This window comes from Mesorhizobium sp. USDA 4413 (genome assembly GCF_056280365.1).
This window is the reverse complement of record NZ_JBVPRP010000001.1, coordinates 4,684,305-4,696,173: the sequence shown is the minus strand read 5'-3', so window position 1 is coordinate 4,696,173 and position 11,869 is coordinate 4,684,305. Positions and strand designations below refer to the sequence as shown.

Below are 11,869 nucleotides of genomic sequence, written 5' to 3'. Positions count from 1 at the left end.
CGAAGGCCTGACGCGATGGCTGAAATCACCCTCCTGCGTCTCGACCCGATCGGTGTGCCGCCATACTCGGCACGCAACATCAACCAGACGCTCGATCCGATTGATGCCGGCTCGCAATTGGCCCGCACGGTCAATGGTGAGCTGATCGACCTTTCGGACGGCTCGACCTTCCGCAAATACAAGTCGACCATCACCTGCACCGACCAGCAAATGCCGGCGCTTTCCGGTGTCTGGCCGGGTGTGGAGCTGATGGTCAGTTGTGTCGCCGAGCTTTCCTATCTGACTGCATCCGGCTCGCCCGAGCGCCCGCTGGCCAGCACCACGGACGATCCGGCCACGCGCACTGAAGGCTTGTTCACCTTTTACCGCCCGCTGCTCGCGATGCGCGTTGTCAGCTTCAGCACCAATTTCACGGAATGGGACGCCGATGCGGGTTGGCGCGTCGATCTTGAGGAAATTTGATGGCCGGCCCGTTCTTCTTTGCCTGGGTCGCACCGACCGAAACCACCTTCGGGATCGAGCATCAGGTCGAGGACGAGAAGGTCGTCGGCATTTCGCTGACGCATGGCGAGGGCAACCTGGCCAAGGTCGACATCACGGTCAAGAACCCGCGTGTCGGCTTGCTGGCGCCCGGCCGAGACCAATGGGCGTGGCTGTCCTATGCCGACCCGCAGAACCCGACAGCGGGCGTCGTGCCCCTGCTGTTCGGCCGCGTCGTCGGCGTGCCGCAGCAGGTGCAGGGCAACGCCATCGCCTTGACGTTCCTTGCCCGGCCGGCGGCCTATGACACGATCAAGCGTGCGCTGGCCGAGAGCATGAAGGTCTCGCCCTATTGGGACGCCATCTTCGTCAGCGAGGACAAGCGCAGCGACCCGGACTCGGTGCTTCAGGGCTACACGAAGGCCTGGCATGTCGACCGCGTGACCCATGCGGTGACAGCTTCTGACATCCTCAACGGCGAGGATGGGCTGATCGACTTCGACGACGATTTCATCGCGTCCAGCCTTGACATCTCGTACAGCCAGCCGCCGCTTTCGGCCGTGAAAGTCTCGGCCGAGATTAACTGGTCGCAGGATGCCACTGGCACGGTCGATTTCAGCCAGCAACTGATCACCGCCTTCACGCTGGCCGGCTCAGGGGACGGCCATTTCATCAAGTCGGAAACCGGCGCTGGCTTCATGGAGGATTTCCCCGAAAGCGGCGACCGCATCGGCGGCGGCTGGACCTATGGCGCCTGCTCGATCACGCGCGCCGACGGCACCGTGCTGCCCGAAGACTTCCAGCAGGTGGTGATGACCAACGGCACCGGGCAATTCCCGGTCTGGGCGATGAAGCCGGTCTGGAAGGTGGATTACGACGTTTCCCGCAACCGGCAGGAGACGGTTTCCTTCACGCTCACCGCCGACTGCCAGGCGCTGGTCACCGACCCCGCCGGCGAGGACATCACCGAGATCACGGTTTCCGGCGATGCCGACGAGCCGATCGACGCGGTGACCACCGACAATCCCTTCGGCCTGCCGATCGGCGACGTCCGCAACCGCGCCTATCTGCCGACGGCGAGGGGACGGCAAAGCCTCGAATTCCTGATCTGCCTGGCCCGCAAGAGCATCCTGGAGCGCGGCCGTGCGATTACCATCACCTTCACCGTGCCGTTCAACGCCGGCCTCGAGCTCTCCTGCCGCAAGAATGCCCGTGTCGCCGATCCGCGCATTCCCGGCGGCGAGGCAACCGGCAAGATCATCGGCTATACGCTGACTGCGGCCAACGGCCAGATGCAGGCGACCGTGACCATCGGCTGCTCGATCGGCAACGGCAACACGGTCTCGATCAGCGACGGCACGCCGTCCTATGTCGATGATGGCTATGTCGATGCCGGCTACCAGATTTACGACGGCCAGACCTATATGCCGGTAGCCGGCGAAGTCACCTATGAAGAGTTCGGCCAGATCCCGCCAAACGACGATGGCGTCGACTTCTTCGTCATGAACCCGGCGACGCTCATCGAACAGATCACCATCGTCAATCCGCTGCCGACTCAGCGCGCGGTGCTCGATGCGTTCCAAACCGATATCGCGGGGGCGGCCAATGCTCTGGACCAGGTGTTCACCGAGGTCGACGCCGACTTCAAGAAGCTGAAAGGCGGCCCGTTCATCACCGATTATCCGATCACAGTGAGCGCGCTTCAGGTGCCGCGCACGATCAATCTTGAGGCGGCCTGATGGCGGACGGCATCAGCATCGGCGGTTTGCCCGACCCCTGGCGAGCGGGGCGCAATTCCAGCGGCGCGACTCTATCGTTCATAACGACCAACAATGGCGAAAGCGTCCTCAAGCGCGCGCTGTCGAAAATCAAGCCTGACGAGGGCGGCGAGGCGCACACCCGCTTCGGCAAGGCGTCCCGCTTCACGGGGACGACGCCAGTGCAGAAGACGCAGCCAGGCGCCACCATCACATGGCCGGACGACAACAACCAGGATGACGAGCCGAAGGAAGTCCACATCTCGGAATATGACTGGGTTTCGCGCTGCTGGGAGGACGTTCGCGTCGAGAACCCAGAGGATTCGGAACAATGGGTCGAGGTCCGCAACATCTTCCGCATCGTCTTCCAGAGCCGTGATGACGGCCGCTTCATCGCCCTCAACCTGCCGCGCGTCGCGGACGACAGATAGGCTTCAGCATGGCTTTTACCTACCGCCGGGTGAAGGGGTCAAACCTCACCGCTGACGAGGTCGACGACAATTTCGAGGAGGCCGACGAGCGCCTTACTGCGCTCGAGGATGCTCCGATCGAAGGCGTACCGCCGTCCAACATTACGCTCATCGGATCGCAATTGACTTTCTATTACCCTGATGGGCTGACTTTCGGGCCGTTCACTGTTCCGCAGGCCATGTTTCGCCCGTCGGTCGGCGGGACGCTGGATGTGCCCACGGATGGCGTCTATGCGGTTACCAACTCGGACTTCAACCGCTTCTGGAATTACGATGGCTCGTCCAACATAACGGTTGAGTTACCGGCGACAGCGACCGCTGACATGGAGGTCACCTTCTGCCAGGAAGGCGCCGGCGCCGTTCTGTTCGACGGGCCAACGGATGTTACCGTCAAGGGCTTGGCCGGGTTCCTCAACCGCACTGGCGGGGCTGGCTCTGTCGTCACGGCGAAGTTTATGGGGTCCGGCATCTGGCGGCTCATCGGCCGCGTCGTCGAGGATGTGACCGTCTGATGGCGCAGGCGTACGGCTCGGTTGCGCATCCGGTCGATCTTGGGCCGTTCCGGCGCATCGTAAATGTGCATTGGGGGTCGAAATATCTTGTGCTTGGCATCGGAGCCGTCTGGACAGTGCAGCATGTTGCCGGCGCGCCGAATTTCTCCGTCGTCGGCGATCCGTTTGTCGAGCCGTTCACGCTGCACTACGCCTCGTCGATCGACCCCGCTGCCCCGGAGATTGTCGCCGCTTATGCGGGCACGAGCGGACACTGGACGTCCGTTCCACTTGGCCAAGTCGAGGCATCCGGCCTGCCGTCCTTGAGTTCGGTCGATCTTGGCGCTTGGCAATGGACCTGGCCCGATGCGGCAGGCATCAAACAGCCGTTCAACCAGTGGGCGCCGGGCGGGCCGGCTACCGGCATCCCGGAAGTGCAGGCGCCAGGCGGCGCGGGAATATTCAACCAGGCACTCGATCCATCGGTTATCCTGAAAGGCCAGATGTTCTTGCCAGGCGCGCCGCACTGGACCCTTGGCTTCACCGACCCTGGCCAGTGGGGAACCGGCGCCACAGAGGGAGGGCCGTTCTCGCCTGCGATCAGCGAGATCCAGACCCAATCCTTCTCGCTTGAGGGGCTGACAGCAACCTACAAGGAAAAAACCTGGCGGCCGGTCGCGTCACTGGTTTCCGGCGTTTCGACCTTCACGCCCGGCTCGCTGATGGTGCTCATGCAGAAAGAGGATGTCACCGCATGATGCCGGGTGTCGCCGCACAACCGCTCGGTCGCTCATCCTCGGGCGGCGGTGGGGGGATCGATAATTCCTGGAGCCTCGACTTCCTCAACGAGGTCTATACGAAGAACGGCAGCACGGTTGTCCTGGCCGACATTATCGACAAGCCGGAGCGCGTCGGCGCCAGCGGGCTTGAGGTGCTTGACCACAACGCATCCGGCTCGATCTTCGCTGCAGGCGACCTGTTCACCGATCTCATTGCGCTTGCCTGGACAATCGTCATCGAATGGGAAGAACTCGTCGACACCGACAGGACGGTGCTGCTCTATATGGAAGATTTCGATGGCGACGAACTCGACATCGAACGCGATACCGGCAACGGCATGTGGGCTTATGGCTTTGGAACCGGCTTTCGTTCGGTCAGTGACAGCGGCAACGAATATGGACCGGGCGTCCACAAGGTCGCGGTCACCTATACAGGCACTCAAATCGCCATGTCGATCGACGGTCTCGACACATTGGTCGACACCACGCCAAACGTGATGAACCCGATGGCGACGGCCGTTCTTGGCGGCTTCGGCGCGACATCGAAGAACCCGCTTTATTACCGCAAGGTCACGCTGTCGGCACCAGTGGCGAATTCGCTGCTGCCATCGCTCACCGCCTAATCTGAGGATTTCCAAATGGCTGACGACGTAACCCTTCCGGGAACGGGGGACACGGTTGCTGCTGACGATATCGGCGGCGTCAAGCATCAGCGTGTCAAGCTGTCACTTGGACCTGACGGTTCGGCGACAGACGCGCTTGGCGGGGCAGGCGCGGTCGCGGCCGGCGTCCAGCGTGTCACGCTGGCGAGCGACGATCCGGCCGTATCCGGCATCGGCTCGCTCACGGAAACCGCTCCCGCGTCCGACACTGCCTCAAGCGGCCTCAACGGTCGCCTCCAAAGGGTTTCGCAACGACTGACCTCGCTTATCGGCTTGCTTCCGACTGCCCTCGGTACTGGCGGCGGTCTAAAGGTCGATGGCTCCGGCACCGCTTTGCCTGTCAGTCAGTCTGGCACATGGAATGTCGGTCTTTCGGCCGGCACCAATCTCGTTGGCAAGGTCAAGACCAAGTTCATTGAAGCAGCGGCTTCGACGATGACGCGGCCGAACGACACGAATGCCTACACCGCCAACGATGCGGTTGCCAATAACACAACGGCCGGATCGGTGACGCCGTTCTCCTTCACGGTCTCTGATGTCAATGACGATCTGGTCACCATCGAGCGGCTGCGCCTGATCACGTCCGATACGGGTGTCGCCGGCAAAGCGCTGCGCATGTGGCTCTTCCGGGCATCGCCGACCGTCGGGGCCGGTGACAACGCGGCCTTTTCCAATCCGCGCGCCACCTTCATCGGTTCGCTTTCCGGCACCATGCGCACCTTCAGCGACGGCTCCGGCGGCCTCTTCGTTCCCGACGAGGGTTCGCGCATCATCACGCTCCCGACATCCGGGGCAAAGACCGTGTTCGGTCTACTGCAGACCCTTGAGGCCTTCACGCCGGTCGCGCAATCCACATGGATCGCCACGCTCGAAGGTTTCCAGGGCGCCGCCTGATGCTCGCGCCTTATCTGATCGGGCAGCGCGGCAAGGGGGCCTATGTTGCGCCTGGGTCCGGCAATGGCGAAGGCGATGGCGGGATCACTGATCCCGTCATCACCACGACGTCGAGCGGCGACACGACCATCAAAGGCAAGGTCAAGCCCGGGTCCTTCGGCAAGTTCGTCGTTCCGCTGGCAACGGTTCAAGCTGGTCGGCAATACACGTTTCGCTATACCCCTCAGTTCTCGCAGCTCGCCCAGCAGGGCAAGCTCGCCATGGTCGGCTTCGGCTTCAAGACCAACAACGATTTCCACATCGTTGGGCTGCGAGGCGACGGCTCGACAGGTCTCAACAAATATCAGGTCTATGGCGCACCGCCGAATGGCTGGAACGCGCAGACCGGCCACACCACAAATGACGGTGGCGCCGCTGCTTCAGGAACGCAGGCCGGTCCGAACTACCTGCGTATCATCATTTCGTCGGACGGCACCACCTACACGCTGCAATCGAGCGTCAACGGGACGGCCTGGAACACGGAGTTTTCGAACCAGTCTCTATCGCCATTTTCCAATGTCTCGGGCGTCACAACCTTCGGCGTCGCGCTGTGGTTCAACAATGCCGACGCAGGGCCGTTCTCGATCACCATCGATCAGTTTGCCGATGCGGTAGCATCCGATCCATATTTCTCCAGCGTCAAGCTTTTGCTCGGCTTCGAGGGAACGAACGGCGCGACGACAACGACCGATGAAAGCCCGTCGCCCAAAACTGTCACTTTCAACGGCAACGCGCAGATCAGCACAGCGACGGCAGCTTTTGGCTCGTCGTCCTGCCTATTCGACGGCTCGGGCGATTATCTTTCGATCGCAGACAGCGCTGATTGGGACCTTTCAGACGCTAATTCGGACCTGTTCACCATTGAATTCTGGTTCCGGCCGCACGCCAACGTGTCTAATCAACGCTTGATTGGCCAGGCGTCGTCGACAACGAACATCGGCTGGTATTTCAATTCGACATTCTCTGCCACGGGCGGCCAGCATGGGCAGATTTCATTCAATTATTCGCCAAATGGCACTAATGCATCAGTCGTTTCCGTCGGCAACGTCATACAGGCGATCGCGCTGGATACGTGGCACTTTGTAGCAGTGTCCAAGAATGCCTCTGGGAAGATCAGGCTATGGATCGACGGGGCGCTGGATTCGAGCGCCACACCTGCCGATAGCAGCATCTTCAATTCGACCGCGGCGCTCGAAATCGGCCGATTGCTCGGAGCCACGGCCAACCTTAACGGCAACATGGATGAAATTCGCATCACCAAGGGCGTCTGCCGATACGACACGGACGGATCTATCCCCGTCCCGACTGCGGCATTCCCGCGCTCTTGAACGGAAAAGGAGCCAGCGTTCGTCGCGCCGGCTCCTCCCCTACGCCGCTGCAAACATAGACGGAAATCAACCCTCCTATGTCGCTTTGGCCTTGCGCGCCGTTCGGGTTCAATCGACGGCGGCGCGCTTATTTTTGATCAATCAGCTGCCGGTACCGGCGGCGGCGTCGCAGGCGCCGATATTCGATGCGTCCATTGCATTGCAGAGGCCCGTGAAGCGGCCCGTCACCCACGCGCCGATCGCGATGATGGCGAGGATCGAAGCGGCGGCGATGATGCCGACGAGGATGGAATATTCGACCATGGCGGCGCCGGACTCTTCGTCGCGGAACTCCTTGGCCATGCTGAGAAGCTTCTTCATTTGAATTCCCCTGTTACCCAATACCCGGACAGAGGTGCTTCCAAGCTCATCCCCCTGGTCCCGAGAGTGATCCTGTTCCCGTCAGCCTCTTGGAGTCAAAGGAAAATTAGCAATTCATTAACCGCGATGGACTTCTTGGCAATATTTGCGCGCGGGTAAGTTGCTGAATTTTCGCTGGAATTTGGCCGGTTAACTCTATCGCCAACAGGCTGAGGCTGGGCCGGCCAAAGGTCCGCCGCCCGTCATCGACAATATATCGGAGTATACATCATGGCCGTTTCACGCGAGCGGGCATCGCTCGACAAGTTGCTTGTACACGAGGGCGGGTACGTCAATCACCCCAGCGACCCAGGCGGCCCGACCAACAAGGGCGTGACGCAGCGCGTCTATGACGCCTACCGGAAGGGCAAGGGGCAGGCTCCCCGCTCGGTGAAGAGCATCACCATGCAGGAGGTCTACGATATATATGACCGCCAGTATTGGGACGCGATCAAGGGCGATCAGCTTCCCGACGGCGTCGACTATGTCGTGCTCGACGGGGCGGTCAATTCCGGCGTAAGCCAATCGGTGATCTGGCTGCAGCGCGCCCTTGCGCCGGTCTACAAGGGCCGCGTCGATGGTGTCATGGGCCTGGGGACGCTCCAGGCCGTCAACGCCTACGGCAACAACGATCAACTTATCGATCGCATCTGCGACCAGCGCCTGAACTTCCTGCGCCATCTTCGGACATGGCCGGTGTTCGGCAAGGGATGGTCGGCGCGCGTTGCTGAGGTGCGTTCCATCGGACAGGCCTGGGCCACCGGTGAAACGCCACAGGCCGCCAGCTTCTTCTCCGGCGGGCAGGCGAAGGGCTTTGTCGAGGACGCGAATGCGGCGCCGTCCACTGCTCCCGCCGATGCGGCCACGGGAGCTGGAGCCGGGGGGCTTGGCGTCTCCGGCTATCTGTACGACCTGCAGAACCAGCTTTCGCCGTTCACCTACACGAGCGAATGGATCGGCAAGGTCATTGTCGTGCTCGCCATCGTCAGCGCTTTGCTGGCGATCGGCGGCCTCGCCTGGAGCTGGTACGCCCGCCGCAAGGCCAAGCGTCTGGCCGAAGCCGTGGGACCGGCGTGATGGAAGGCCGCATCGAACTCGCCTTGGCCGCTTGGAAGGCTGCCAAACCCTATGCGCGCGTGGCGGCCATATCCGCCGGCTGCGGCGCGTTGGGCGGCTTCCTGCTCGCCTGTCTGCTGTGGGGGTGAGCATGATCCGAATTCTTTTCATCGCGCTGGCCATCGCCATCGCTGCCTGCATGGGCGTCGGCCTCGTCGCCTATCACTACAAGGTTTCGGCGCGCGATGCGGTCGCCGCCAAGGAGGCGGCGGAGCGCAGCCTGTCGACGGCGATCGCCGTCAACAAGGCACAGGACGAGGCGATCGGCCGACTGAAAGCAGCCAAGGAAAAATCCGACCAGCTCGCTGCGGACCTCGCCGAACAGATCAAGACCTCCAATCAGTCGCTGGTCGACGCCGCCGACGAGCGCAGGAAGCTCCAAAATGAGAACGAAGACATCCGCAAGTTTCTGGCTTTGCGCATCCCTGATGCTCTGCGCCTGCGCGACGACAAAGCCCTCGGTCATCACTGAGACGAAGATCGAGAAGGACCGGGTGCCCGCGGCCTTGATCGCGCCGGTCGCGCCGCCATGGCGAAAGGCCGGCGCGCCGGCCAACTCCAGAGCCGATGGCGCCGAGACCGTCGAGGACCTGTTCACCCGAGGCGACGTGAACAAGTCGCGGCTTCTGGTCTGCACGGCGCAGGTTGATGGCGTGCGGGCATGGAACAAGGAATGAGCCGGTCGCTTGGACCAGGGCGAAGTGCAGGGCGATGCTGAGGGGCGGCCCTTTATGATTGCAAACCGTGCATCGAAAGGGCGGGGGAAAATGGCGGTACCGGGCACCAAAAGCCTTGAACTCATGATTGGCGGCTTGCTCGAAGCCACCGCCAACATGCAGCGCGACATCACCGAGATCCGTCGCGACATCAAGGAGAGCGACGCCAGGGCGTCGTTGAGCTACGAACAGTCCGAACAGCGGGCGGCAGCGAGCCGGGCCAAATTGCATGCCCGCAGCGACGAGCTGATCGAGCGCATGGCGGAGGCCGAGAACAGCATCAAGCTGTTGAAGGAGGACATGACCGACGTGAAAGCGGTCACCGATGACGTGGTGCGCTGGAAGCTGATGGGCATGGGCGCGCTCGCCGTCACCGGCATTGCCTTCGCCTCGCTCAGCTCCGTCGTGACGCTCTACTGGTCGGATATCTGGAAGTTCCTGCGCGGCGTATGACCCTGCGCCCCTTGCCGTGGTCGGGCGTTTCATGCAGCATTACCTGGCCGCAGGTCGCGCATGTCGACCGGCTTGCCGCAGGTCGAGCAGGTGTAGAAATGCTCGCTCTCACTGCTCACCGGTTCGCCTATATGCCTGCCAACGATCGGCGGCCCTACGTTTCCGTCTTCCTTCATAACCGCTCGTCCATCAAATTTTGCTAAAATGCCCGGAACCGATCAGCGCCCCGGCGCCTTGAATCGCGTTGTTGGGTGTTGTGCATGGGTAACGAAAAAGCCCGGCTGAAGTTCATTCGGCCGATGGAGCCGCGTCTGGTGGAGACGCCGCCAGTGAGCGACGACTGGTTCCACGAGATCAAATATGACGGCTTCCGCACCCAGCTGGTGCGCGACTGGGCTGGCGTCACCGCCTATTCGCGCAACGGCCACGACTGGTCGAAGCGCTACTGGCCGGTGGTCGGCGCCGGCGAGAAGCTGCCGGCGCAATCCTTCATCATCGACGGCGAGATGATCGCGCCCGAGCCGGATGGTCGGCCGAACTTCCACGCCATGCATTCGCGCATGGCCTGGAATGCCGAGCAGCTCGCCTTCGTCGCCTTCGATATTCTCCACCTTGATGGCGAGGATCTGCGCGCGACGCCGGCGATCGAGCGCAAGGCCATCCTGTGGAACCTGGTGAAGCCGGCCACGGGCATCATCCAGTACAGCCAGCACGTGGAAGGCGGAGGTGCCGCTTTCTTCGAGGCTGTCGAGAAGATGGGCCTCGAAGGCATGGTCTCGAAGCGCCGCGGCAGCTTCTATCGCGGTGGCCTGTCCGACGCTTGGCTGAAGATCAAATGCTGGGAAACAGGCACCTTTGACCTGCTCGGGATCAAGCGCGAGGAAGGCAAGCGCACCGAGGCGATCGTCGCCCGGGACGGCAAATATGCCGGCGCGCCGGCGATCTCCCTGACGAAGGAAATCCGCGAGCGGCTGCTGCAGCGTATGCGCGGCGCTCGGCCGCCGCCCGGCCTGCCAAAGGCCATCGCGACGGCCGACATCGAATGGCTTAAGCCAGGTCTGAAAGCCACCGTGCAATCCCTGCGCGGCGAGACGAAGCTGCGTCACGGCTCGGTGAAGGCGATTCGTGAGCAGGAGTAGCGCTGCCTCTTGACGAAATGGGAATTTGTTCTCATTTCGTTCTGATGCCAGAGACCTATGCGCCCAAGCGGAAGGACTACCCGCTTTCGAACCTCAATGATGGCCTGCGGCTGGTGCGCGTGCGCTGCGGCTATTGCAAGCGCCAGCACTGCTATTATCCGGACGATCTCATCCGCGTCTTCGGTGACGTCGACGTCGATTCGCTGTCATGGCGCATGAAATGCGAGAACGGCGCCGACCACGGCCATCCGCAGGTCGAGGCCTTCGCGCCGACCGGCAAGGAAGCCGTCGGCCTGCGCATCCGCCGCCTCAAGGCGCTCAAGGTTCTGACGGTGCCGGTATGGAAGGAGGGGTAGGGCGCGCGCCCGGAAACCGCCCAGATACGACCCCAAAGCGCCCAGTTTCGGCGGAAATAGCTGGGCACAAACGGCACAAAAAAGCCCGGAAATCCGCCATTCCTGCGGTTTGAACGCTCGTTTACACCGAAGATGTCGGCGGTTCGAGCCCGTCATCGCCCACCAATCCGCCAGACAAGCTGAAGCAAAATGCGGCAGCGGCCCTCGCCAGGGCCGCCACTCTGAAGCACCTGATTCAGGCCGCTACTGTCTCACATAGCAGCGTTTGTGAGCGCCCGGAGCGGGATCATCGCCGAAAGCGTTGTTGCTGCAGCGAACGCCGTTCCTGAAAACATCCTGCGTGTATTGGCCGCGTGCGCCGTATCTGACCATCGCGCGGCCGCGGAAATCGCAGAACTCGCCCTCCCGGGCGCAGGCGACCCATTCGCCGCGGCCCGGACGTGGGCCGTAGTCATCGTCGCCGTAATCGTCGTCATCACCATAGCCGCCACGAGCCACGAAGTAACAGGCCTTCTCGCGGCCGGGGGCGGGGTCGCCAAAGAGGCGATTCGAGCAGGGCACGGACCGACGGTCAAAAAACCGCGAGGTTGTTCGGCCCCGCGCGCCGTAAACCACCTCCGTCGGATAGGGCAAGCGGCATATGCCGCCTTCATTGGCACATCGCCGCAGCTGCTGCGCCGAGGCGGTAGCGGGGAAAAGGGCGGTGGCGGTCGCAGCCAAGCCGATGAGGCAAATGACTGCAAACGCCATTCGGATCAAGAAAATTGGGGTTTTTGACACGGTTTGTCCT

At 62.2% G+C, this 11,869-nt stretch carries 17 protein-coding genes; 15 read left to right on the top strand and 2 right to left on the bottom strand.

Annotated features, from left to right (window positions below; all coding sequences use genetic code 11):
- Positions 1–15: 15 nt before the first annotated feature.
- From ACVMIM_RS23025 to ACVMIM_RS22990, 8 genes are read left to right on the top strand one after another with little or no spacing between them, the layout of a single operon-like run.
- Positions 16–462 (top strand): hypothetical protein, encoded by a 447-nt coding sequence (locus tag ACVMIM_RS23025; protein ID WP_476114748.1) that lies wholly within the window; start codon positions 16–18, stop codon positions 460–462.
- The gene (locus tag ACVMIM_RS23020; protein ID WP_476114747.1) at positions 462–2,219 is read left to right on the top strand and encodes a hypothetical protein; all 1,758 of its coding nucleotides are present in this window, start codon (positions 462–464) and stop codon (positions 2,217–2,219) included. The genes ACVMIM_RS23025 and ACVMIM_RS23020 overlap by 1 nt, the downstream gene beginning before the upstream one ends.
- Positions 2,219–2,668, top strand: a complete 450-nt coding sequence (locus ACVMIM_RS23015; RefSeq protein WP_476114746.1) for a hypothetical protein — start codon at positions 2,219–2,221, stop codon at positions 2,666–2,668. The genes ACVMIM_RS23020 and ACVMIM_RS23015 overlap by 1 nt, the downstream gene beginning before the upstream one ends.
- A gap of 8 nt (positions 2,669–2,676) precedes the next feature.
- Positions 2,677–3,219, top strand: a complete 543-nt coding sequence (locus ACVMIM_RS23010) for a hypothetical protein (protein ID WP_476114745.1) — start codon at positions 2,677–2,679, stop codon at positions 3,217–3,219.
- A complete protein-coding gene (locus ACVMIM_RS23005) occupies positions 3,219–3,956 on the top strand; it encodes a hypothetical protein (protein ID WP_476114744.1) in 738 nt (245 codons plus the stop codon). Before ACVMIM_RS23010 ends, ACVMIM_RS23005 begins: the two co-directional genes overlap by 1 nt.
- Positions 3,953–4,600: a hypothetical protein gene (locus tag ACVMIM_RS23000; protein WP_476114743.1), complete on the top strand. Its 648-nt coding sequence runs from the start codon at positions 3,953–3,955 to the stop codon at positions 4,598–4,600. The genes ACVMIM_RS23005 and ACVMIM_RS23000 overlap by 4 nt, the downstream gene beginning before the upstream one ends.
- Positions 4,601–4,615: 15 nt before the next feature.
- Positions 4,616–5,533, top strand: a complete 918-nt coding sequence (locus ACVMIM_RS22995) for a hypothetical protein (protein ID WP_476114742.1) — start codon at positions 4,616–4,618, stop codon at positions 5,531–5,533.
- On the top strand, positions 5,533–6,900 hold the full coding sequence (locus ACVMIM_RS22990; RefSeq protein WP_476114741.1) for a LamG domain-containing protein: 1,368 nt from the start codon (positions 5,533–5,535) through the stop codon (positions 6,898–6,900). Before ACVMIM_RS22995 ends, ACVMIM_RS22990 begins: the two co-directional genes overlap by 1 nt.
- A 141-nt stretch (positions 6,901–7,041) precedes the next feature.
- Here ACVMIM_RS22990 and ACVMIM_RS22985 read toward each other — a convergent pair whose 3' ends face one another.
- Entirely contained in the window at positions 7,042–7,260 is a 219-nt protein-coding gene (locus ACVMIM_RS22985) for a Flp family type IVb pilin (protein WP_476114740.1), read from the bottom strand.
- A gap of 270 nt (positions 7,261–7,530) precedes the next feature.
- Here ACVMIM_RS22985 and ACVMIM_RS22980 point away from each other — a divergent pair, with 270 nt between their 5' ends.
- The 7 genes from ACVMIM_RS22980 (at position 7,531) to ACVMIM_RS22950 (ending at position 11,079) form a co-directional block, all read left to right on the top strand.
- Positions 7,531–8,376 (top strand): glycoside hydrolase family 108 protein, encoded by an 846-nt coding sequence (locus ACVMIM_RS22980; RefSeq protein ID WP_476114739.1) that lies wholly within the window; start codon positions 7,531–7,533, stop codon positions 8,374–8,376.
- Entirely contained in the window at positions 8,376–8,504 is a 129-nt protein-coding gene (locus ACVMIM_RS22975) for a hypothetical protein (protein ID WP_476114738.1), read from the top strand. The genes ACVMIM_RS22980 and ACVMIM_RS22975 overlap by 1 nt, the downstream gene beginning before the upstream one ends.
- A 2-nt stretch (positions 8,505–8,506) precedes the next feature.
- Positions 8,507–8,887, top strand: coding sequence for a hypothetical protein (locus ACVMIM_RS22970; protein WP_476114737.1), 381 nt, complete (start codon positions 8,507–8,509; stop codon positions 8,885–8,887).
- Between the two features lie 22 nt (positions 8,888–8,909).
- Positions 8,910–9,092 carry a hypothetical protein gene (locus tag ACVMIM_RS22965; RefSeq protein ID WP_476114736.1) on the top strand — a complete coding sequence of 61 codons (183 nt, stop codon included), beginning with the start codon at positions 8,910–8,912 and terminating at the stop codon, positions 9,090–9,092.
- Between the two features lie 9 nt (positions 9,093–9,101).
- Positions 9,102–9,584, top strand: coding sequence for a DUF1515 family protein (locus ACVMIM_RS22960; protein WP_476114735.1), 483 nt, complete (start codon positions 9,102–9,104; stop codon positions 9,582–9,584).
- Between the two features lie 260 nt (positions 9,585–9,844).
- Entirely contained in the window at positions 9,845–10,723 is an 879-nt protein-coding gene (locus tag ACVMIM_RS22955; RefSeq protein WP_476114734.1) for an ATP-dependent DNA ligase, read from the top strand.
- A 44-nt stretch (positions 10,724–10,767) separates the two neighbouring features.
- Complete coding sequence (locus tag ACVMIM_RS22950) at positions 10,768–11,079, top strand: hypothetical protein (protein WP_476114733.1); 312 nt, start codon at positions 10,768–10,770, stop codon at positions 11,077–11,079.
- Positions 11,080–11,322: 243 nt separating this feature from the next.
- Here the strand turns inward: ACVMIM_RS22950 and ACVMIM_RS22945 are convergent, their stop codons facing one another.
- Positions 11,323–11,859 carry a hypothetical protein gene (locus tag ACVMIM_RS22945; RefSeq protein WP_476114732.1) on the bottom strand — a complete coding sequence of 179 codons (537 nt, stop codon included), beginning with the start codon at positions 11,857–11,859 and terminating at the stop codon, positions 11,323–11,325.
- Between the last annotated feature and the right edge of the window lie 10 nt (positions 11,860–11,869).

What these genes read in the sequence shown, in the direction of transcription:
- ACVMIM_RS23025 (WP_476114748.1), top strand. Translation starts at nt 16, where the DNA reads ATGGCTGAAATCACCCTCCTGCGTCTCGACCCGATCGGTGTGCCGCCA.
- ACVMIM_RS23020 (WP_476114747.1), top strand. Translation starts at nt 462, where the DNA reads ATGGCCGGCCCGTTCTTCTTTGCCTGGGTCGCACCGACCGAAACCACC.
- ACVMIM_RS23015 (WP_476114746.1), top strand. Translation starts at nt 2,219, where the DNA reads ATGGCGGACGGCATCAGCATCGGCGGTTTGCCCGACCCCTGGCGAGCG.
- ACVMIM_RS23010 (WP_476114745.1), top strand. Translation starts at nt 2,677, where the DNA reads ATGGCTTTTACCTACCGCCGGGTGAAGGGGTCAAACCTCACCGCTGAC.
- ACVMIM_RS23005 (WP_476114744.1), top strand. Translation starts at nt 3,219, where the DNA reads ATGGCGCAGGCGTACGGCTCGGTTGCGCATCCGGTCGATCTTGGGCCG.
- ACVMIM_RS23000 (WP_476114743.1), top strand. Translation starts at nt 3,953, where the DNA reads ATGATGCCGGGTGTCGCCGCACAACCGCTCGGTCGCTCATCCTCGGGC.
- ACVMIM_RS22995 (WP_476114742.1), top strand. Translation starts at nt 4,616, where the DNA reads ATGGCTGACGACGTAACCCTTCCGGGAACGGGGGACACGGTTGCTGCT.
- ACVMIM_RS22990 (WP_476114741.1), top strand. Translation starts at nt 5,533, where the DNA reads ATGCTCGCGCCTTATCTGATCGGGCAGCGCGGCAAGGGGGCCTATGTT.
- ACVMIM_RS22985 (WP_476114740.1), bottom strand. Translation starts at nt 7,260, where the DNA reads ATGAAGAAGCTTCTCAGCATGGCCAAGGAGTTCCGCGACGAAGAGTCC.
- ACVMIM_RS22980 (WP_476114739.1), top strand. Translation starts at nt 7,531, where the DNA reads ATGGCCGTTTCACGCGAGCGGGCATCGCTCGACAAGTTGCTTGTACAC.
- ACVMIM_RS22975 (WP_476114738.1), top strand. Translation starts at nt 8,376, where the DNA reads ATGGAAGGCCGCATCGAACTCGCCTTGGCCGCTTGGAAGGCTGCCAAA.
- ACVMIM_RS22970 (WP_476114737.1), top strand. Translation starts at nt 8,507, where the DNA reads ATGATCCGAATTCTTTTCATCGCGCTGGCCATCGCCATCGCTGCCTGC.
- ACVMIM_RS22955 (WP_476114734.1), top strand. Translation starts at nt 9,845, where the DNA reads ATGGGTAACGAAAAAGCCCGGCTGAAGTTCATTCGGCCGATGGAGCCG.
- ACVMIM_RS22950 (WP_476114733.1), top strand. Translation starts at nt 10,768, where the DNA reads ATGCCAGAGACCTATGCGCCCAAGCGGAAGGACTACCCGCTTTCGAAC.